The organism is Paenibacillus sediminis (genome assembly GCF_017873765.1).
GTDB classification, from domain to species: domain Bacteria; phylum Bacillota; class Bacilli; order Paenibacillales; family Paenibacillaceae; genus Paenibacillus_AG; species Paenibacillus_AG sediminis.
Genome location: NZ_JAGGKP010000009.1, coordinates 62,347 through 83,053, shown reverse-complemented (window position 1 = coordinate 83,053; position 20,707 = coordinate 62,347). Strand labels below are relative to the sequence as shown.

General features: G+C 43.1%; 20 protein-coding genes. 10 read left to right on the top strand and 10 right to left on the bottom strand.

Features of this window, described 5'->3' with window-relative positions:
- Window positions 1-229: 229 nt before the first annotated feature.
- From J2Z20_RS14565 to J2Z20_RS14555, 3 genes are all read left to right on the top strand, one after another.
- Window positions 230-787, top strand: coding sequence for a hypothetical protein (locus J2Z20_RS14565; RefSeq protein WP_209851815.1), 558 nt, complete (start codon window positions 230-232; stop codon window positions 785-787).
- Window positions 788-907: 120 nt separating this feature from the next.
- A complete protein-coding gene (locus J2Z20_RS14560) occupies window positions 908-2,206 on the top strand; it encodes an NCS2 family permease (protein ID WP_209851812.1) in 1,299 nt (432 codons plus the stop codon).
- A 391-nt stretch (window positions 2,207-2,597) separates the two neighbouring features.
- Window positions 2,598-4,601 (top strand): endonuclease MutS2, encoded by a 2,004-nt coding sequence (locus tag J2Z20_RS14555; RefSeq protein ID WP_209851810.1) that lies wholly within the window; start codon window positions 2,598-2,600, stop codon window positions 4,599-4,601.
- Between the two features lie 64 nt (window positions 4,602-4,665).
- On the opposite strand, the gene msrA is transcribed toward J2Z20_RS14555, so the two are convergent.
- Entirely contained in the window at window positions 4,666-5,223 is a 558-nt protein-coding gene (gene msrA, locus J2Z20_RS14550) for a peptide-methionine (S)-S-oxide reductase MsrA (protein ID WP_209851807.1), read from the bottom strand.
- Between the two features lie 144 nt (window positions 5,224-5,367).
- On the opposite strand from msrA, the gene J2Z20_RS14545 reads away from it, so the two are divergent.
- Window positions 5,368-6,153, top strand: a complete 786-nt coding sequence (locus tag J2Z20_RS14545; RefSeq protein ID WP_209851833.1) for an AAA family ATPase — start codon at window positions 5,368-5,370, stop codon at window positions 6,151-6,153.
- 81 nt (window positions 6,154-6,234) lie between these two features.
- Entirely contained in the window at window positions 6,235-6,996 is a 762-nt protein-coding gene (locus tag J2Z20_RS14540) for a MerR family transcriptional regulator (protein WP_209851804.1), read from the top strand.
- A gap of 66 nt (window positions 6,997-7,062) precedes the next feature.
- Here J2Z20_RS14540 and J2Z20_RS18060 read toward each other — a convergent pair whose 3' ends face one another.
- The 3 genes from J2Z20_RS18060 to J2Z20_RS14525 form a co-directional block, all read right to left on the bottom strand.
- Complete coding sequence (locus J2Z20_RS18060; protein WP_245252403.1) at window positions 7,063-7,524, bottom strand: hypothetical protein; 462 nt, start codon at window positions 7,522-7,524, stop codon at window positions 7,063-7,065.
- An 89-nt stretch (window positions 7,525-7,613) separates the two neighbouring features.
- The gene (locus J2Z20_RS14530; RefSeq protein ID WP_209851801.1) at window positions 7,614-8,093 is read right to left on the bottom strand and encodes a GAF domain-containing protein; all 480 of its coding nucleotides are present in this window, start codon (window positions 8,091-8,093) and stop codon (window positions 7,614-7,616) included.
- A gap of 82 nt (window positions 8,094-8,175) precedes the next feature.
- Window positions 8,176-9,168 (bottom strand): alpha/beta hydrolase, encoded by a 993-nt coding sequence (locus J2Z20_RS14525; RefSeq protein WP_209851799.1) that lies wholly within the window; start codon window positions 9,166-9,168, stop codon window positions 8,176-8,178.
- Between the two features lie 274 nt (window positions 9,169-9,442).
- On the opposite strand from J2Z20_RS14525, the gene J2Z20_RS14520 reads away from it, so the two are divergent.
- The gene (locus J2Z20_RS14520; RefSeq protein ID WP_245252401.1) at window positions 9,443-10,933 is read left to right on the top strand and encodes an MDR family MFS transporter; all 1,491 of its coding nucleotides are present in this window, start codon (window positions 9,443-9,445) and stop codon (window positions 10,931-10,933) included.
- Between the two features lie 71 nt (window positions 10,934-11,004).
- Here the strand turns inward: J2Z20_RS14520 and arsC are convergent, their stop codons facing one another.
- From arsC to J2Z20_RS14495, 5 genes are all read right to left on the bottom strand, one after another.
- Window positions 11,005-11,430, bottom strand: coding sequence for an arsenate reductase (thioredoxin) (gene arsC / locus J2Z20_RS14515; RefSeq protein WP_209851797.1), 426 nt, complete (start codon window positions 11,428-11,430; stop codon window positions 11,005-11,007).
- 26 nt (window positions 11,431-11,456) lie between these two features.
- Window positions 11,457-12,749, bottom strand: a complete 1,293-nt coding sequence (locus J2Z20_RS14510; protein WP_209851795.1) for an arsenic transporter — start codon at window positions 12,747-12,749, stop codon at window positions 11,457-11,459.
- A gap of 14 nt (window positions 12,750-12,763) precedes the next feature.
- A complete protein-coding gene (locus J2Z20_RS14505; protein ID WP_209851828.1) occupies window positions 12,764-13,057 on the bottom strand; it encodes an ArsR/SmtB family transcription factor in 294 nt (97 codons plus the stop codon).
- Window positions 13,058-13,559: 502 nt separating this feature from the next.
- Window positions 13,560-14,420 (bottom strand): permease, encoded by an 861-nt coding sequence (locus J2Z20_RS14500; RefSeq protein WP_209851793.1) that lies wholly within the window; start codon window positions 14,418-14,420, stop codon window positions 13,560-13,562.
- 339 nt (window positions 14,421-14,759) lie between these two features.
- On the bottom strand, window positions 14,760-15,263 hold the full coding sequence (locus J2Z20_RS14495; RefSeq protein ID WP_209851792.1) for a GNAT family N-acetyltransferase: 504 nt from the start codon (window positions 15,261-15,263) through the stop codon (window positions 14,760-14,762).
- Window positions 15,264-15,419: 156 nt separating this feature from the next.
- Here J2Z20_RS14495 and J2Z20_RS14490 point away from each other — a divergent pair, with 156 nt between their 5' ends.
- From J2Z20_RS14490 to J2Z20_RS14475, 4 genes are read left to right on the top strand one after another with little or no spacing between them, the layout of a single operon-like run.
- Window positions 15,420-16,781, top strand: coding sequence for an MFS transporter (locus J2Z20_RS14490; RefSeq protein ID WP_245252398.1), 1,362 nt, complete (start codon window positions 15,420-15,422; stop codon window positions 16,779-16,781).
- Window positions 16,782-16,791: 10 nt separating this feature from the next.
- The gene (locus J2Z20_RS14485; RefSeq protein WP_245252396.1) at window positions 16,792-17,535 is read left to right on the top strand and encodes an ABC transporter ATP-binding protein; all 744 of its coding nucleotides are present in this window, start codon (window positions 16,792-16,794) and stop codon (window positions 17,533-17,535) included.
- A 19-nt stretch (window positions 17,536-17,554) separates the two neighbouring features.
- Window positions 17,555-18,799 (top strand): ABC transporter permease, encoded by a 1,245-nt coding sequence (locus J2Z20_RS14480; protein ID WP_209851791.1) that lies wholly within the window; start codon window positions 17,555-17,557, stop codon window positions 18,797-18,799.
- Between the two features lie 45 nt (window positions 18,800-18,844).
- A complete protein-coding gene (locus J2Z20_RS14475) occupies window positions 18,845-19,243 on the top strand; it encodes a DNA/RNA helicase (protein ID WP_209851789.1) in 399 nt (132 codons plus the stop codon).
- 43 nt (window positions 19,244-19,286) lie between these two features.
- Here the strand turns inward: J2Z20_RS14475 and J2Z20_RS14470 are convergent, their stop codons facing one another.
- Window positions 19,287-20,567, bottom strand: coding sequence for a BaiN/RdsA family NAD(P)/FAD-dependent oxidoreductase (locus J2Z20_RS14470; protein WP_209851781.1), 1,281 nt, complete (start codon window positions 20,565-20,567; stop codon window positions 19,287-19,289).
- Between the last annotated feature and the right edge of the window lie 140 nt (window positions 20,568-20,707).

Sequence of the window (20,707 nt, the reverse complement as noted above, 5' to 3'; positions counted from 1 at the left end):
CGTGTAGAACTCCAAGCGATGTTCGCCAACAACAACTAACACAATTTTCTACAGGATAAGGATATTTTCATTTACACAAAATTATTGACGCTTCCGTATGGAAATTAAAGCTGCAATTAAAGTTCAAGTACAAAATAACGTGTCATATATATCCAGTAACAATTCAATATACACCCAATATGACATAAGCCGAGGTTAAATCAATAGTACTCTCTAGGAGGAGCATTAAATGAGAAATGCTTACTATAGCATTTTATGGGGACTTTTGCTTGTCGTTTTAGATTTTCGCTTCGGTACGTTCGATGTACTGCCCGATGTGCTTGGTTATGTCCTTATTATTATCGGATTATCCACACTCAAAACAATTGATCGTCACTTTACCATCTCATGGTGGGCAGCGGCGGCTATGATTGTGATCTCCATTGTAACTTTCTTTCAGCCTGTTTCTTCTTTGGAGATGTCCACCGCTGTACAGAGTATTTCTGTTGTCCAAATCGGCTGGGCTTTTCTATTAATCATTCTTGATATCGTGATGATTTATGGAATTTGTAAAGGGATTATCGGGCATGCCACTTTGTACAACAACCAAGATCTTGTACAATTTGCAAAGCGTAGTTTGAATACTTACGTAACTTTATCCGTAATTTCACTGATCGCCTTACCTTTCTATTTGGATCTTCCCCAGGGACTGACAATGATCATTTTCATTACTCTTTGGCTTATGTTATTTATCGCTATGATATTCATAATCAGGCTTCTGTATAGATCAGGCCGAGAGCTCGAATAAGCCCCTAGAAAATAAAAATCAATTTTGTTAAAATCAGACTCGTAGTGACATAATATGTATGGTTTGATGATGTCAGTCGCTATGGGTGGGTGAGGGATTTTTAAGAAAGATGGCTATCTATTGTATAGACTACTAGACAGGCTCTTTGGACTTGGTGTGAATCGCTCCACAGTACGGAAGGAACTGCTGGCAGGTGCGATTTCATATTTTACGATCGTTTACATTGTTGCGATCAACTCCACTATTCTCGCAGACGCAGGAATTCCCGTGGAAGCAGGAATTATAGCGACAATCCTTGCATCATTCGCTGGCTGTCTGATAATGGGCTTCGGCGCAAATGTTCCGATTCTGCTCGTTCCGGGTATGGGCATTAATGCATTGTTTGCTTACACGCTTGTTCATTCCATGGGATTAACATGGCAGGAAGCGTTAGCGGCTGTTGCCGTGTCAGGTGTATTATTTGCAATCGTTGCCTTTACTTCATTGTCCGACATGCTTATTCGTGCCATTCCGAATTCGTTAAAAGAAGCGATCACGGTAGGTATTGGTTTATTTCTAACCTTTATCGGACTGCAAAAGGGCGGCATCGTCGTAGCAAGTGAGCGAACGTTTGTAACACTTGGCGACATTGGAAGCCCAGAAGTATTGCTTACGCTTGCAACGCTGCTTATCACGTTATTGTTATTCATTCGGAATGTGCCCGGGGGCTTCCTCATTAGTGTGCTCTTAGGAACTTTGCTTGCAGGCATATTTGGTCAGTTGCATGCTGATAACGCAGGAGTATCGCACTTTTCGATCGCAAGCTATACTCACGTGTTCGGTCACTTGTCATTCGGAAATATGACGTCTGTCACGTTTTGGATAGCTGGCTTCTCGATGGCATTGGTTATGGTGTTTGAGAGTATTGGTCTCATTCACGGACATCTTCAGATGGCAAATCAGCCTGCGAAGTTCAGCCGTGCGATGCGGGCAAGCTCAATCTCCGTGATCACCTCGGGATTGTTCGGTACAAGCCCAACGGTTCCTGCCGTTGAATCAGCAGCAGGGATTACAGCTGGCGGCAAGACAGGGCTGACCGTCGTAACGACGGGGATTTTGTTTCTTGCATCTCTGATGTTTATCCCTTGGATTAAGTTGATTCCAGGCAGTGCGATTGCGCCTATTCTGATTATCATCGGTGGACTTATGATTCAAAGCGTGAAGAACATTGACCTGCAAGATTTCTCGGAAGGCTTTCCAGCTTTTCTCGTTATTGCGCTGATCCCGCTAACGTACAGCATTGTCGATGGTATGGCGTTTGGGTTTATCGTCTATCCGTTTATGAAAATCGTGCTCGGCAGGGCGAAAGAAGTATCTATTCCGCTCTACTGTATAGCAGCATTATTTTTAATGAACTTTATTTTGCATGCACTAGGTTAATAATATTGACTTCAAAGTCATGAATTGGTAAATTAGGTTTATCCGATCAGAAGGAGAGATTTTGATGTTGGTGAGCGTTCTTAACTAATCCAATTTCATACGGACTGTAAAAGAAATCAGGTTTTTTAAACTTGTTTTCAAATGAGGGTTCAAACTCTTATTTTGTTATACCCTTTTACGGTCATGAAATTAGTTAAGAACACGCGACATATGAAAATCTGAGCCAATCGTTGGTTGGTGATTTTTCTTACGTGACGTATATCCGTGCTCTTTGGAGCACGGTTTTTTGCGTTTATTTGAGATATCATCACCTCGGGATTTTAGGGCAAAGGAATGTCATTTGTGCATTCTTTTGCCCTTTTTATATTTGACTAAGGAGGGCTAAACGACAATGAATTTATTTAATGTACACATGCTTGAGTATGACAAAATGAAAGAACAGCTGCTAACTTACGCAGTCTCTTATGCGGGGAAAGAAAAGATTAATGAGCTCCTGCCATCTGATCAGCTTAACGTCATTGAACGAGCGCTAGCGGAAACAGCGGAAGCGAAGGCATTGCTCGAACGCGGTTCCAGTGTGCCGCTTCCTTCGCTAGAAGGCATTGACTTCGTCATATCGTTACTAGGAACGGGGTATATGTTCACGGAGCAGCATTTGATGTTCATCCACACGTTTCTGAACAGCTGCGATCAATTGCGAAAATATATGGCGAGCAAAGCGGATATCGCCCCGAGCATTAGCTCATATGCTGCTTCATTACAGGACGTAAGTAAGCTCAAAAGTGAAATTGAACGCTGCATTCGGTTTGGAAGCATCGACGATGCGGCGAGCAAATCATTAGAGAAGGTGCGCAAGAAAATTTCGGTCACGAAGGAGCGTTTGAATAAAAAAATCGACGCGATCATGTCGAAGCATCGCTCCATTTTACAAGAAAATATCGTGAGCATGCGGGGCGGTCGTTATGTAATACCGCTGAAGAGGGAGTACTACAAACAGCTCAAAGGCACTGTATTGGACCAATCTACTAGCGGACAGACCGTGTATGTGGAGCCGCAGGAGATCTCTTCGCTTCAAGCTGAGTTTGAGCTCTTGCATGCAGAAGAGGCTCGCGAGGAAGCGCTCGTATTAAGTTATTTGACTGGTCTCGTGGAGACGGACGCTACTGCACTAAGACTTAACATTGAAGTGACGGCGACGTATGATTTTATTTTTGCTAAAGCGAAATATGCGCAGGTTATCGGAGGACAGCTAGTCCAGCTGAATCATCGAGGGATTATTAACATGATTCAGGCGAAGCATCCCATGTTGCTGAAAACGATGATTCCAATCAACTTGCATGCAGGTGGTCCGTACAGATCACTTATCATTACCGGCCCGAACACTGGGGGCAAGACGGTTGTTCTCAAAACATTAGGCTTATTAACGCTAATGGTGCAGTCAGGCTTGCTTGTACCTGTAGAAGCGGGAAGCACGTTTGCCGTCTTCTCACAGGTGATGAGTGTGATTGGTGATGGACAGAGTATTGAACAATCACTCAGTACGTTCTCTGCGCAAATTCAGAGCATTAAGCACATGCTCGGTTCGGCACATGCATCCACACTCCTTCTCATTGATGAGCTAGCGGCAGGAACGGATCCAGGAGAGGGTATTGCGCTTTCGATCGCGGTACTGGAAGAGTTGAACCGCAAGGGAGCTAGTGTGATGGTGACGACGCACTTCAATGAACTGAAGACGTTCGCCAGTCGTACTCTAGGCTTTGAAAATGCGCGAATGGAGTTTGATCCGCATACACTGCAGCCGCTGTATCAGCTGACCATCGGAGAGGCAGGAAAAAGCTACGCCTTAGAAATTGCTAAGAAGCTCGGCATTACTTCCAGTGTGATTGAACGATCACAGCAAATTTTGAATGAGCAGAAGAAGGGAGATGTTATCGATTGGGATAAGGGAGCTTTAACTAAGGTGGACGAATTAATCTCAAATACGAATGCAACCTCGTCACAGAAGGATAACAATACGGGGCAAACTTCACTGGTGAATGTAGGAGATACAAAGACCAATTCGAAGTCATCTGACAGTGCGCAATTAGAGGAAGACCAAGCTCAAAAGCCGCGCAGTCTGCAAGTTGGAGATAGTGTGTATGTCACCTCACTCGGAAGAACAGGTATCGTATACGAAACAGCAGATAAGATGGGCATGGTAGGCGTTATGGTGCAAAAGCAGAAGTTTAAAGTGAATCAGAAACGACTAAAGTTGTTTATTGAGAAAAGTGAGCTGTATCCCGAAGACTATGACTTCGACATCATCTTTGAGACGAAAGAAGATCGCAAGAAGAAGAAACTAATGCAGCGTAAGCACGTCGAAGGGCTGACCATTGTGCGTAAATCAGAGGAGTAACGTGAATCAAAATAACCCTCACTATCGCTTTACTTAAGCGATAATGAGGGTTATTTGCATCAGCTTATTTCCAGTACTTATTAATAAATTCATCTCGGCCGGACTTTTCACGGTCCTCTTTGTAATGTGCCGCACTCTTTTTGTAGTAATCTTGGTGGTAATCTTCTGCAGGATAGAATGTTGAGGCAGGTAAAATCTTGGTCACGATCGGCTTGTCGAATCGTCCGCTGTTTGCTACCGCTTCTTTCGAAGCTTCTGCGAGTTTGCGCTGCTCTTCGGTATGCACAAAAATCGCTGTCCGATAGGAATCACCGCGGTCATGGAATTGTCCGCCGTCATCGGTTGGATCGATTTGCGCCCAAAAGATTTCAAGCAGCTTCTCATATGGAAACAGTTCAGGGTTGTACAAAATTTCGACAGCCTCATAATGCCCCGTCGTTTGAGTTTTAACTTGCTCATAAGTAGGGTTCTCGACATGGCCTCCAGTGTAACCGGACACTACTTTAATAATGCCGGGATACTGATCAAATGGCTTGACCATACACCAGAAGCATCCGCCTGCAAAGGTCGCTTTTTCGACGCGTAGATCGCTATGATTAACGTTTAAATTTTGTTCGCTCATCTGCTCAATCCTTCTTTCTTCTGCCGTTATGGTACGAATGGAATAATATCGCTAGAAGTAAGTGTACCTCGAACTTTGTCAGATTGGAAGATGTTTAATAAGTTCGTTATGATATGAATTAGGAAAAAGATGGGTAGGGCGGGGATAACGTTGTTAGATCATCAGCTTTATGTTAAGCGTGCTGAGCTTCTGCATGAACGCATTACTTCCTATAAGGATTATCCGTTTCATATACCAGCCGTTCGATATTTAGAGCAGCTTTCTTTTACCCGGCCTGTTACGTTTATCGTGGGTGAGAACGGCTCGGGTAAATCAACGCTGCTAGAAGCGATTGCAATAGCATGGGGGTTTAATGCGGAAGGAGGCACGCTCAATTACTCTTTTGAGACGCAGGCTTCGCATTCAAATTTGCATGAATACATACGACTTGCTCGTGGTGTGAAGCGTCCGAAGGATGGATTTTTCTTCAGGGCTGAAAGTTATTACAATGTGGCGTCTTATGTCGATCGTCTTGATGAGGAACCGGCAGGGGGGCGAAGGGTGATCGAATCATACGGCGGCAAATCACTGCATGCCCAGTCTCACGGAGAGTCCTTTTTCTCCACATTTTTAAACCGTTTTGGCGGGAAAGGTCTATATGTGATGGACGAACCTGAGGCTGCATTGTCACCCGTTCGGCAGTTATCGATGTTGAAGCGGATGCATGAACTCGTCCAGCGTGACTCTCAGTTTATTATTGCTACGCATTCCCCAATTCTCATGGCATATCCGAATGCGGAAATTTGGCAATTCTATTCAGATCGTGCTCCTGAGCTGGTGGAGTGGGAAGATACGGAACACTATATCGTTACTCGTAAAATGATGACGGAGCGCGAGCGGATGCTGCAGTATTTGTTCGACGATGAGTATGAGCCTTCAGATTCGATGTGAAGTTAGAAGTAATATATAAATGTCCTTGACTCTCACATTACGTGAGGGAGTATGCTAACGGATAGACGGGAGGTGACAGAGATGGCTTATACGGTAAAAGATGTTTCTAAGCTGTCAGGCGTTAGCGTGCGGACGCTTCATTACTATGATGAAATTGGGCTGCTTCCCCCGGCTTTTACGGGAGAGAATGGGTATCGCCACTATGAGGAGGAGCAGCTGCTCAGATTGCAGCAAATTATGTTTTATCGGGAACTAGATATGCCATTAGGAGAAATTGCGCAGCTTCTAAGAGGTGGCCCAGATGATATTATTAAGTCTCTGCACGCTCATAAACAGCAACTGCTGGAAAAGGCAGGACGTATTCAGACTCTCGTTCATACGATCGATCATACCGTTCATTATTTGAAGGGAGAGGTAAGCATGAAGAATGAGGAATTGTTTGAGGGGTTTGATCCTGTAAAGCAAGAGCAATATGAGCAGGAAATTGTGGAACGATACGGAGAAGGATCGAAAGCACTTATAGAGGAAAGTAAGCGTCGTACGAGAAATTGGAGTAAAGAGGACTACGTGAAAACGCAGCAACTTGTTGACAACATTCATCGGGAATTAACATCTGCTATTGAAGCTGGAGCATTGCCGGATAGTCCTAACGTACAAGCGATTATTAAGAAGCACTATGAGTGGGTCAATCAGTTCTATACCCCGACCAAAGAGGTTTACAGCGGACTTGGTGACCTGTATGTAGATCATCCTGATTTCCGTAAACTGTATGATGGTTACCATCCACAGCTCGCACAGTTTTTGCGGGATGGAATGAATATTTTTGCAGACGAGCAATTGTAAAAGTGAAAATGAAACAGAACGCCCTTTTCCCGTAAAACGGAAGGGCGTTCTGTCCTTATAAAGGAATTATTGTAAGCTGTGCGCTTGATATCCGCCGCTTATACCTTGACCACTAGACATACCAGTACTCATACCACCGCTCATGCCCTGACCACTGCTCATGCCCTGACCACCGGACATGCCGCCAGACATACCTGGATTCATATGAGACTGCTGTCCATACATTGACCCGGTGCCGTAGCTAGGTTGGAACGAAGAGCTGTATTGCATCGAGCTTTCGATCTGTCTACATATTTGAGAGACTTGCTGATATTGCTGCATAGCCGTCTGATGTCCTTGCACAGCATTCTGGATCATCTGAGCTGTATGCCGTTCGCGCTGAGCTATTTCCTCTAGCCGGGCAGCATTTTGCTGCTCCTGCTGCAACATCTGTTGATACATTGTTGTTGCTTGACGAGTCTGCTGCATAAGCTGCTGCATAATTTGTTCACATTGGTGAAGCTGCTGGGTAATATTGCTGTTATACATAGTATAGTCCTCCTTCAGTTTGTAACCTTGGGAAAATCCCTTGATTATTGTGCACAAGGACTACAACATTATTCATTTTTAGGAAGTCATTATAGCTGCTTCATTAGAATATCCACAAATTGCTCAAGGAAACGTTGTTCCTCATCGTCAAAACGACCTTTAAGCGGACTGTCAATATCGAGCACACCATACAGATTACCATCCTTAATCATTGGGACGACGATTTCACTGTTCGTTGCAGCATCACAAGCAATATGTCCTGGAAAAGCGTGCACGTCGTCAACGCGAACCGTCTCTCTTCTGGAAGCTGCAGCACCGCAGACCCCTTTATCGAGCGGAATACGGATACATGCCGGAAGACCTTGGAACGGTCCTAGTACAAGCTCTTTCCCATCGAATAAATAAAATCCTGCCCAGTTCGTATCAGGCAAGGTAAATTTAAGCAGCGCAGAAGCATTAGCTAAGTTAGCAACAGCACTTGGCTCGTCTGCGATTAACGATTTTAATTGTTCTAGAGCAGATGTAAATTGCTCTGTCTTATCTCCTTGAATAGAAGTCGTTTGAAACATTCGAATTCACCATCCTGCAGTTCGTTTTAATAATCAAATTTAGTACCAAAATGAGCTTAAAGTCAAGTAAATTGTTCAGGATTTAAACCTCAGGTGTAAGCATGTCGGGACTTAAATCGTAACTACGCTCCTCTTGAACACTCACCTGACTTGTTGGTTCATGTGATAGTGCTTCTTCGACAAAAGACCGCACTTCCTTAGCATATAGAACAGGATCTATGATGTAGGAGTTCGCGTGAACAGCACCGGGAATGATGACTAGCTTCTTGAAACCAGGCTTGGCCTCATATAATTGCTCACTCATCTCGGTAGGCACATAACGATCCTCGCCTCCATGAATGAACAGAATAGGCAGATGACTGTTCATTACCGTTTTTATTGGACTAACATCCTCTAGCCTGAATCCTGCTTTTCGGTAAATTTTCCGGTTAATGAAGTGGAGAAAAGGAGCAGCTGGAATTTTATGAAGAACTTTCATTTGGTATGTAATAAGCCCGTGCAAATCAGAATATGGGCAGTCAGCAATGACAAATTTCACGTTCGGATGCGCAATGCTTAAATATTCGAGCACTGTGCCTCCTCCTAGTGACTGACCGTGCAGCCCAATTACAATATCCGTACCTTTCTCCTGCAGCAGCCATCGTACCCAGGATTGTACGTCACGCTTTTCATAATATCCGTATGTAGTGTACATTCCTTCACTTTTTCCATGACGGCGCTGATCGACGAGCAGCAGGTTAAATCCCATGTTCTCGAACATATCAATAAATTGAGTCGATACGAGCAATGAACCCGTATATCCATGAACAATGATGACCCATTTGTTATCGTAAGGGTAATTTTCGATGACGATTCCGTTTAATTTGATGCCGTCCTCGCTTTGAATTTGTACTCTTTGCTTCGCAAGCGTATCGAATTTTTGTTTAGAGTAGAGGTTATTTTTCTCTAGCACGTCATATATCGTTTCGTCCTTTTGCAGCCGCATTTGGGTGATCTGGCGAACAGCATAATGGCTCATGCCCTGAATGGCAATAAGTATAAGCAGGAAAGTGGATCCAACTACGGTGTATAACATCAGTTTCCTCCTAAGCTGTATATTGTTAATTTGTATATTATCACCGAAAAACGACGATTAACATCCAAATTTATGTAAAAATTTTGTAATTTTTTAATAGCGAGAGCTGCGGAAGGGCAGCATACGTTTCGTGGTTGTTAATCAAAGTCGTTAAACAGACTTTCTTTTCCGGGATGATTCCTTTAGACTATCCATATCATACGAAATAGGGAAGGAACATTCTAAAGTGAGTTCTTCTAATCATTCGAAGCCTGTATTGAGGCGAAAATATATTATGGCAGGACTGCTGCTATCGACGTTCTTAGCGGCCATCGAAGGTACGGTTATTGGACCGGCAAATCCGGCAATCGTCAGTGAATTCGGTAGTGTCCAGCTGATGAGCTGGGTATTTACCGCATATTTGCTCACGATGGCGGCATCTACGCCAATCTTCGGCAAAATTTCAGATTTATACGGGCGAAAGCCGGTTTTTTTAATAGGTTCTATTTTATTTTTACTTGGGTCTGTCTTATGCGGGTTTGCGCAAAGCATGGAGCAGCTGATCCTTTTCCGCGCGCTGCAAGGGATTGGAGCCGGTGGGCTTATTCCTGTAACGTATACCATTATCGGTGATATCTACAAAATCGAAGAGCGTGCTAAAGTTCAAGGGCTGCTCAGCTCTGTCTGGGGCATTTCTTCATTACTCGGTCCGCTTATCGGAGGCTACTTTGTCGACTCGTTGTCTTGGCGGTGGATTTTTGGGTTCAACGTTCCTTTTGGGCTGCTGTCGATTGTCGTTATCATTAAATATTTACATGAAAATATAGAGCGAAGACGCGTTAAAATAGACTTTGCCGGAGCATTTACTTTAGTGATTGGAGTTATGGCTTTGCTGATAGGCCTTGCACTCGGGGGACAACATGCGTCTTGGAACTCGCCAATCGTTATTTCTATGTTTGCAGCTGCGGTTATTTTCATAGCATTATTCCTATTCATCGAACAGAGGGCGGAGGAACCGATGGTGCCTCTTAGACTGTTTCGAGTTTGGGACATCGCCGTTTCAGGCGCAGCGGCTTTATTCGTTAGTTCGCTACTCATTGGCCTCAGCTCGTACTTACCGCTCTGGGTGCAAGGTGTATTAGGAGAGAATGCAACGATGTCCGGACTTGTTATGGCCCCCATGTCCATTGGCTGGATGATTGGATCGATGTGGGGCGGGAGCCGAATCGTTACAGCAGGTTCTAGATACACAGCTGCAATTGGACTGTCAGCGATACTGCTAGGTACAATTGTCATGGCTATTGCTTCACACAGCACCCCGCAAATCGTTCTATTCGTTCTTACCTTTATTTACGGTATCGGTTTTGGCTTCTCGATCACCGTATTTACGATCATTGCGCAGTCGTCTGTAGGCTATCATTTAAGAGGAGCATCTACGGCCTTAAATACGTTCCTGCGATCACTTGGGCAGACGATAGGCGCGGCGGTGTTTGGTACATGGCTGAATGTGAGAATAAATCAATTGACTGCAAGCGAAAGCGCAGGCACAAGACGGCTCACAATGGACGATATTAATCATCTATTATCTGCGGAAAGCAACAAGGGACTTTCAGCAGACACTGTTAAAGCTCTCAGACAAGTACTTGAAGGCAGTCTGAACTCCCTGTTTATTCTCATGGTAGGCATCGCGCTCGCTGGACTTATAAGCGTATGGTTTCTTAGAAATCAAGCGCCGTCTCCTGTTGATGGAGCCGAGGGCATAACACAGCAGACAGAAAGAGCATAAAATAATTGAATGAAATAAGACCGAAATTAGAGCTTTCATCTAATTTCGGTCTTTGTGTTATCATGAACGTTTTATTTTCCTTCTTTAACAAACTGTTCTATCCGATTTCTAATCGCATCCCGAACAGCGCGGAATTGATTCATAATTTCTTCTTCTGTTCCTGTTGCTTTCGCTGGGTCGTCGAAACCCCAGTGCCATTTCGTTACGTTTGGGTTGGAGATAACTGGGCAGTGTTCATCTGCATGACCGCATAGCGTGATTACATAATCAGCACGATTTAAAATTTCTGGATCAATGACATCGGAGCTGTGTTTGCTAATATCGATGCCTGCTTCATTCATGACCTGCACCGCGCGAGGGTTTAAGCCATGGGCCTCAAGGCCAGCACTTTTCACTTCATATTTGTCGCCGCCTAGTTCTCTTAAAAAACCTTCAGCGATTTGACTTCTGCAAGAGTTTCCTGTGCACAAAAAATAAACAAGTGGTTTTCTTTCCATCTTTAATCTCTCCATTCGAAATTTGATTATGAAATGATGTTAAGCCATAGGTAGAGCCCGACAAGTGTAATTATTAAGGTTGGAACAGTTAATAGTATTCCAGTTTTAAAGTAGCTGCCCCAAGTGATTTTGACATCCTTTCGGGATAACACATGCAGCCAAAGTAAAGTCGCAAGGGAGCCAATGGGTGTTATTTTCGGACCTAAATCACTGCCGATTACATTTGAGTATATTAGTGCCTCACGAATCACACCTTCGGTATGCGTCCCCTTGATAGCTAGAGCATCAATCATAACTGTAGGCATGTTATTCATTATTGATGATAGAATTGCAGCAAGAAATCCCATGCCTACTGTAGTTACAAATAACCCTTGATCAGCGACCTTTTGAATTAATTCTCCCAGTGCGTCTGTAAGACCTACATTGCGAAGCCCGTACACAACTACGTACATCCCAATGGAAAATACAACAACAGCCCAAGGAGCTTCTTTAATGATCTTTTTCGTTTGAATAACATTACTTCTGCGAGCTGCGATAATGAACAGGATCGCGGCTGCTCCTGCGATGACGGATACAGGTACATGAATATATTGACTTCCTAAATATGCGACCAGTAAAACGGCTAAAATTACCCAGGATAATTTAAATAATCTTATATCCTTTATCGCTTCAACAGGTTTTTTAAGTTGGGCAAAATCGTAATGGCTAGGTATACTTTTTCGGAAGAATAAATAAAGGACGAGCAAACTTGCACCTAAAGAAAACAGGGTAGGTACAATCATTCGGCTTGCGTAATGGACAAATCCAATACCAAAGTAGTCCGCCGAAACAATATTAACTAAGTTACTGACAATGAGCGGTAGAGAAGTCGTATCCGCAATAAAACCACTAGCCATAATAAAAGGCAGAATCATTTTGTCATCAAATTTAAGTGCGCGTACCATAGCCAGTACAATGGGTGTCAAAATTAGAGCTGCACCATCGTTTGCGAAAAAAGTTGCAACAGCGGCACCGAGTAATATGATATAAACAAACATCAACTTGCCATTTCCTTTTGCTAAACGAGCCATATGAAGAGCCGCCCATTCAAAAAATCCAATTTCATCAAGAATTAAGGAAATGAGGATAACGGCTACAAACGCTAGCGTAGCGTTCCAAACCATGCCCGTAACGGTTTCAACGTCTTGAAAAGACACAACACCAAAGATGAGGGCTAGAATGGCACCGCCCATTGCTGACCAACCAATATTAAGCCCTTTCGGTTGCCAGATAACAAAAGTGATTGTAACGAGAAAAATGATAACAGCAATTAAAGTCATACTTCCTCCTGTATTTAGCAGCAACTTCCTTTTAGCGCGCTGATCTTTTCTTTCATGGATGGTAGATGCTCATAAATACATTCCATGTAAGGCTTATTTGTTGTATTAAGTGAATAGTATACCCATTGACCCCTTCGGCTCTCGTTAACAACCCCAGCAGCTTTTAATTTACGCAGATGCTGGCTGGCATTTGGTTGGGACATACCAGTAATCTCTGTAATGTCACAAACACACAGTTCCTGTTCCTTTAATAACGCAATGATGGTTAACCTCGTCTTGTCGGCCAGCAATTTAAGACTTTCAGCCATATCATAAATGTGATCATCCAATATGTAGTTCCCCCCCTCTTAAAACACGATATAAATATATAATTAATCAATTATATAATCAAGATCTAATATGCGAAAATAAATATAGCTTCTGCACTATTGCAGAAGCTAATCATCTAATACTATAAGGCCCACGACTGATCATTCATTGTTAACAGCTGCAGCATACATCTACATGAGTTTGTTTATGGAAGAATCGGGTTGTAATTTTATTTAAGAAGCCATCCTTGCACTTCTTTAAATGATTGAATTGCCAAGCATTCTTAGCGTAATTTTCAATTTCTTTTTGCTTCTGGAACATAAGTTTCTCTATACCATATACGTTCATGTCCATAGTCTAATCACTCCTCGGTTTTATTTTTGTTTTTGAGAATCACAGCAAGATGCCGGTTTGTCTTTTACTTCTTCAATTTTTACATCGCAGCAAGACGATTGTTTTTTGCTAAACAAGTGCCCAACCCATTTCATATGTTTCACCTCCTCACAGAATATAAAATAGCAGTCCTGATAATGTTGCCATGCTAAAGACGGAGACGATGAAAGCAGTGACTAGACGTTTTTGAAAAATCGAATTGAGCAGTGTTATTTCTGGCAAGCTCGCTCCGGCAGAACTGATCATCAGTGCCATAACTGGTGCAATAGCCATCCCTTTTGCAATTAAAATTTGTGATAGGGGAATCATCGTAGAAAGTCTGATGTATAAAGGAATTCCTATGATCGCAGCGACAGGAACTAACCACCATCGATCTCCCCCAAAATAAGTTGAAATCCACTCGGTTGGTACTAATCCATGTATTACCGAACCAATAGCAGCTCCTATAAGCAAATAAGGATAAACAGTTTTCATTAAAACTAAGGTTTCAATAGCCGCATTCTTAATGCTGAATTTCGCGTGACTCTCTTGATAGCCCGTCATCACCACGTTTTTTACAGCCGATTCAAGTCCCAACTTTTCTAAAAGAAACCCAATGATCAAAGAGAATATCGAGGTTATTATCGTATATGTCAAAGCAACTTTCATTCCAAGTGTTGCTGCCATGAGCGTAATGATCGTCGGGTCAAGAACCGGTGACGAAAACAGAAAGACCATAACGACGCCAAATCGAATTTTTTTATGAAGTAAATTCACAACTATAGGAATGGTCGAGCAGGAGCAAAACGGTGTAATAAATGCCAGTACCACAGCGGCAAGGGCTCCTAAGAATGCGTTTTTTCCGGATAAGACCTTTTGCATCTTTTCATAAGGAATAAAGCCTTGAATTAATGAGATTAAAAAGGATATCACGATAAACAAGAGTGTTAATTCGATTGCAATAGAGAGAAAGCTTTTAAATATGTCCATATCAAAAACTCCTTTTATTTGCATTTTGCAAATATATAATATAAAGAAAAAACGATGATCCTAGCGGGGTACAGCACATTTTAGACTTTGTCATACTTGTTTTAATAGCTTGATCGGATTGAATAATCATATCTTGTTCAAAATAGCTCCTTTTTTATTTACCATTTTTTATCATCTCTTGATTTAGTTATACAGTAATTATTTGCATTTTGCAAGTTAATATTAACGGGAAGATAACAAAGAAAACAAAGAAAACAAAGAAAACAAAGAAAACAAAGAAAACAAAGAACCCCCTAAAACATTAAAGTTTCAGGGGGGGTACAGCATAAGTTTCAGAGGCTATACCACTCTCTTCCCCAAGATGACCAAGTCACGCTCAATCCCGTCTAACTCTGCTACATTAGGAAAGTGAGCCCATTTCTCAAATCCGAATTTTTCAAACAAACGGAGACTCGGTTCGTTATGACCGAAAATAAATCCCAGCAATGTTTTGACATGCAGATCGGGGCAAGTCTCGATTGCTTTGTTCAATAAATAATGACCAAGACCTGCGCCGCGATAATCCGAATGGATGTAGATGCTTAGTTCAGCGGTTGCATTATAGGCAGGTCTTCCATAGAACGATTGAAAGCTGAGCCATCCACAAATATTACCCTCATGTTCTGCCACCCATAGCGGGCGAAAGTCAGGTGAATGGTCGTTAAACCAAGGTACTCGGCTCTGAACAGTGACTGGCTCGGTATCGGCCGTAACCATTCGACCTGGAATAGTGGAGTTGTATATGTCCACAATGGCAGGAAGATCATCTAAGGTCGCATCTCTCACGTTGATATCGTACTTCATCTGTTTCACTCACTCCTTATGCTTCATGATTATCTATTTCTATTAACCTCTTAATAAGCCGAAAAATCAACAAATTTCATATGAATCATAAACAAAAAATCATGCTTGAGCCGAGCATTGGATCCGTCGCAGGACGGATGAGGGAGGCACTTCCATTTGAATACAATAGTTTCAGATGATGAATGGAGAGTGAATGAAATGAATAAATCACGATCGGATAATAGTGGAGGTTCACTTCGTCAGAACCGTCCTTACATTTTATTAATGGGAGCTCAGCTCGTATCCAATTTAGGAGATTGGCTTTACTTGCTAGCACTGTTAACACTGTTAGGTTTGAAGTGGAATGCAACCCCGTGGGAAATAACGGCGGCTACACTTTGTGCAGCGGTACCTGTTCTTGTGGGTGGTCCGCTGGCAGGGATGATTGCCGATAAATTTGATCGCAAGAAGCTCATGATTTTGTCCGATATCGTTCGGGTGTTTATTGTACTTGGTTTTGTGTTCGTAGGGGAAATGTGGCAAGTGTATATGTTACTCATTGCAAAAGGGTTGTTTGATGTCCTGTTCGGACCTGCCAAGAACGGCAAACTGAAAGAAATTGTTCCTCATGACCAGATAGATAGGGCGGTATCAATCAGTTCGATGATTGAACAAAGTATGAAAATAGCCGGCCCTGCGATTGGCGGCATTTTAGTCGCTGCATTTGGAGTTACTATATGTTTTTACATTAATGGGGCTACATTTCTTAGTTCAGCTTTATTGCTGTTAGGACTTGCTGGACGGAGACTAGATGACTCCAGAAAGGATCGGTCCTTGGAAGAAGGATCATCTGTTGATGCTAAGCCGTCGTTTTGGAGTGAGCTCGCTGCAGGGATTCAAACGATGAAAAGTATACCGATTATCGCCTTCGGATCATTGCTATTGTCCGTCGTTATACTCGTTCTGCAAATTGCTGATTCTCAGACCATTGTGCTTTTCCGCGAAATTCCGAATGTACCTGACGGACTGCTTGGCTGGTGTATCGCGTCAAGCGGATTTGGTACACTGCTAGCGGCCATTATTCATTTGCGTATTAAATGGTCCGCTTTAGTTAAAATGGCTTCAGGTTCTGGGGTTATGGGCATTGTTCTTGCTATATCAGCGCTTTTTGCTTCTTACGGACCTTTTGGTGTAGTTGGAGATGTCATTATTATTACAGCTTTCTTCATTGTAGGCTTAGGGGCAGGCATGACCTTTATTCCGTTCCAAGTTGTTCTTCAGCAGAGGACACCCGAGCACCTCATTGGGCGAGTATTTGGCACGGTGGGCAGCTTAACGACGAGTGCATCGATTATCGGACCTGTGCTGGGCGGTTTTCTGGTGACGGTCTACGGTCCTGTTCCGGCCTTCTTATTATCAGGACTTCTCTTATTCATCCTCGGATGTATCGTTATTGTTCTTAAAAACACGATCGAGCAGAAGGATATTTCTGAGGCTCATCGAAATAGAGAGACGTATGAAATGACAACGATCTCTTAAGGAGAGAAATATGCTAGAGAGAAGGTTTTCTAAGAAAATGGACACGGCGGCTGAAGTTACTGTACTAGATGTGAAAATTAAAGAAGCGGGTTACGAGGCTGGACATTCTCGAATACGTGACGTGAGCCTTACTGTAAAGGCAGGTCAGCTTGTTGGACTCATCGGACCTAACGGTGCCGGTAAAAGTACGACGATCAAGACGATATTGAACTTGCTTACGCATGCTATCGCCACCGTGCAGTTTAGCGGGCCAAATCAGAAGTATGCTTACATACCAGAGCGCCCCGTGTTTTACGAAACGTTAACATTATGGGAACATTTAGAGCTGGCAGCTGCCTCTAGCGGAATGACCGGAGAACATTTTAAGACGAAAGCGGAGTTACTCTTAGCTAAGTTTCGAATGACGGAGGTTCGTGATGATTTGCCTGTCAGCTTCTCTAAAGGAATGCAGCAAAAGATGATGTTAATGATCGGATTCTTAATTGAGCCCGATATTTATATCGTTGATGAGCCCTTTATTGGTCTCGACCCTAGAGCCACGAAAGACTTTCTTACGCTGCTGGATGATGAGCGCAAGAGAGGAGCTGGAGTACTCATGTCCACCCATGTACTGGACACGGCTGAGAAAATTTGTGATACGTTCGTTCTGCTCTCCGAGGGCAAGGTTGTAGCTGAAGGGAATTTAGACCAAATTCGTCAGGCAAGCGGGCTGGAAGATGCCTCACTCTTCGATTGCTTCGATGCATTAACCTAGGGTGAGAGGAGGGGAGCTTGTGAATTCTATACATGCACATCATCTATTTTGGCGCCGGGTTAGAGATTATTTGCTCCAAGAATATAGCATTATTAAATCGTTAGTAGATTGGACGGTCTGGCTGTACATTCTCATTCCAGGGCTTTTGTTTGCTGGCAATTTGTATGATGGTCTGTGGACGAAAGTCTTGCCGCTTTGGTTAGACAAAATCCCACTCGTTTCTGCAGCTGTTTTACTCCAGCTCGTTATTTTTACTGGGGGAGTTATTCTGTTCGTTGAAGAGGCGGATGTTCTCTTTCTTAGACAGAAGCCGGATTGGATGAAAGGAATCATGGTCAGGGGGTTGCTTGTTTCAGCGGCATTTAAGGCGGTAATTACAGGTATCATCTTTGCTGTACTATCCCCAATACTATTCCGTCATTATGAACTAACGATGCTCGAAATGATGAGTCTATATGTTTTTGCGACTGCAGCTTACATTTTCCAGGCGATCATTTATCATTTCATTCGGATTCGTTTGACTGGGATTATAAGATGGCTTGTCCAGGTGCCAGTCGCGCTATTGATGAGCAGCGCATTTTTGATGGCATGGGCAACTTGGAGTAATAAACCTGATAGACTCTTCATATTAAGCTCAGGACTGGCTATTGTTATTACGTTATTCATACATAGGAGAATACATTTACGAGGCACGTTTTACAATGACGTCAGAGAGGATCAGGTTCAGCGAACCAAGCTAACCGCTTTAATTTTGCTGAACAGCGTAGATAAACCGAAGCGAATCCATAGAAAACCATGGATCTTTCGTAAATCCAATCAGCTGATACGTTCACAGAAGCCTGCTCATCGTTTGGCGGCTTCGGCTATTAAAGCATTCTATCGAAATTGGGGTCAAAGCAAGGCTTATTTTCAATTGACAGCGCTAAGTATCGCGGCAGTTCTCTTGCCACCTCCCCCAGCAAATCTAATTGTTTATTTAGCACTTCTATTCCTGCATTATTATTGGATGTCTAGCTTTTGGAAGGCTTACATTACGAGTGAATTTATCACGATTCTTCCTTTCCAAGATGAGGTGGTTATCGACGGATCTAAATTTGCCGTTCAAGGACTAATGCTGATCCCTAGTATCTGCTTAGGATTCGCAGCTGGTCTTGCTGTCTTCTCCGCTTGGTGGGGGCCTATCATTATGATTCCTGTTAGTTTATTTCTAACGATGTCTATATCACGTTTTGGTGTATTGTTTTGGAAACGAAGGGCATATTAGCATGTGAATGTATAGACGATCCATAACAGGAGGATAAGAGAGCTAATGCAAGAAACAGCCATTACTTTTCAATTTCCAGATCCGTATAGCGCAAACCAGGCTTTAGATACGCTTCAAGAGCTAGGATATCGACCCGTACACGCCAGCTATGGTAATGCGCTGCACGTTCATATGGACCATCAAGACATAACTTCGATGCTGGAAATTGCCCAGGCGCACGGCGGGGTCATTATGAATGCGCAAAGTTTATCACAAGACAACTTACTGTACGGAGAAATGGGCGTAGATGACATTCCGATCCCTGCTCATGTCGTCAACGAGGATTTTTCGGAATTGTACAGCAGTGATAAGGCTGAGCAGTCTCGCGGTTCCAACACAGATCATGATGAGAATAATCATTTTGGTGAATCCTATGGCGGATTTTCAGGCGACGTTAACGCATAAATGAAAGGCGTACATCCAAATTGGATCGTACGCCTTTCATCTATCACCCTTCTACTTGCTCTTGTACTCTTTCTGCCGCATGCTTCCCTGCCGTATACCCGGTCGAGAAAGCCGCAGTAATATTATATCCGCCAGTATAACCGTGAATATCGAGAATCTCACCGCAGAAGAATAAACCTGATTTGAGCTTAGATTCCATCGTTTTCGGTGAAATTTCTTTCAGGTTGACGCCTCCTCCAGTCACAAAGGCCTCCTCAAGAGAACGGGTCCCGTTTACTTTAAATGTAAAGTTTTTCAGTTCTTCTATGAACCGCATCCACGGTTCTTTAGGCAAATGGTCGAACGTCACGTCTTCGCGCAGTTGCGCTCTAGACAGAAGCAGAGGCAGCATCCGCTCGGGAATAATGCCTTTCAGCACATTTTTCAGCGCCTTCTTAGGTTCTTGTTTTAATTTGTTATAGAGCTCATCTTGTAATGAAGCCGCCGAATAACCAGGGAACAAATCGATGCTCATCGTTACTTCTCGAACATCGAATTTTTTCTGAACTTGTCGAATGAACTGGCTGCAGCGAAGGGCGATCGGTCCGGAAATGCCAAAATGGGTAAATATCATATCTCCGTAATGTTTAATTACCGTTTTTCCTTTTGGATTCAGGACAGACAGCTCGACATTTCGTAAAGACAGCCCTTGCAGCTCCTTGCTCTGTATCCATTTCTCTTGGGACGTGATGGGTACTTCTGTTGGGTAAAGCTCTGTAATCGTATGACCGGCTGCTTCGGCCCAAGGATATCCGTCACCAGTCGATCCGGTATGAGGGACAGATTTACCGCCCGTTGCTATAATAACGTTCTTCGCATCGATCGTTTTCCCTGACTCAAGTCTTACGCCAGTTACAGAATGTTCATTGTACAACACTTCCCGGACAGGTTGATTGACGAGAATGTCTACACCAAGAGATTGTACTTTACCAACGAGTGCATCGACGACCGTCTTTGCTTTATCGGATACCGGGAACATTCGTCCATTATCCTCTTCTTTTAACGCAATGCCTAATTTCTCGAAAAAAGCGATAATGTCGCGGTTGTTAAAATGCTGAAAAGCGCTGTATAAAAATCGGCCGTTACCCGGAATATGTGCAATCAGCTCCTCTGTTTCCTTCACATTCGTTACGTTGCACCGGCCACCGCCAGATATGCCCAGTTTACGGCCCAGCTTATTTCCTTTATCTATCAAGAGGACAGACGCCTTTCTTTCTGCCGCAGCGATACAGGCCATAAGTCCCGAAGGTCCTCCTCCGATGACGATGACATCATATGTTTTCATGGAAAACTCCTTTATATCATTCATATTTGCAAGCCATATTGTTGTATATCAAATCTTATTGTTATTGTAAACGACTTTGCTGAAGTTTAAAAACAACCTTTATCTATATTTATTTCAATGTCAAAAGTAGTTTGCTGGGT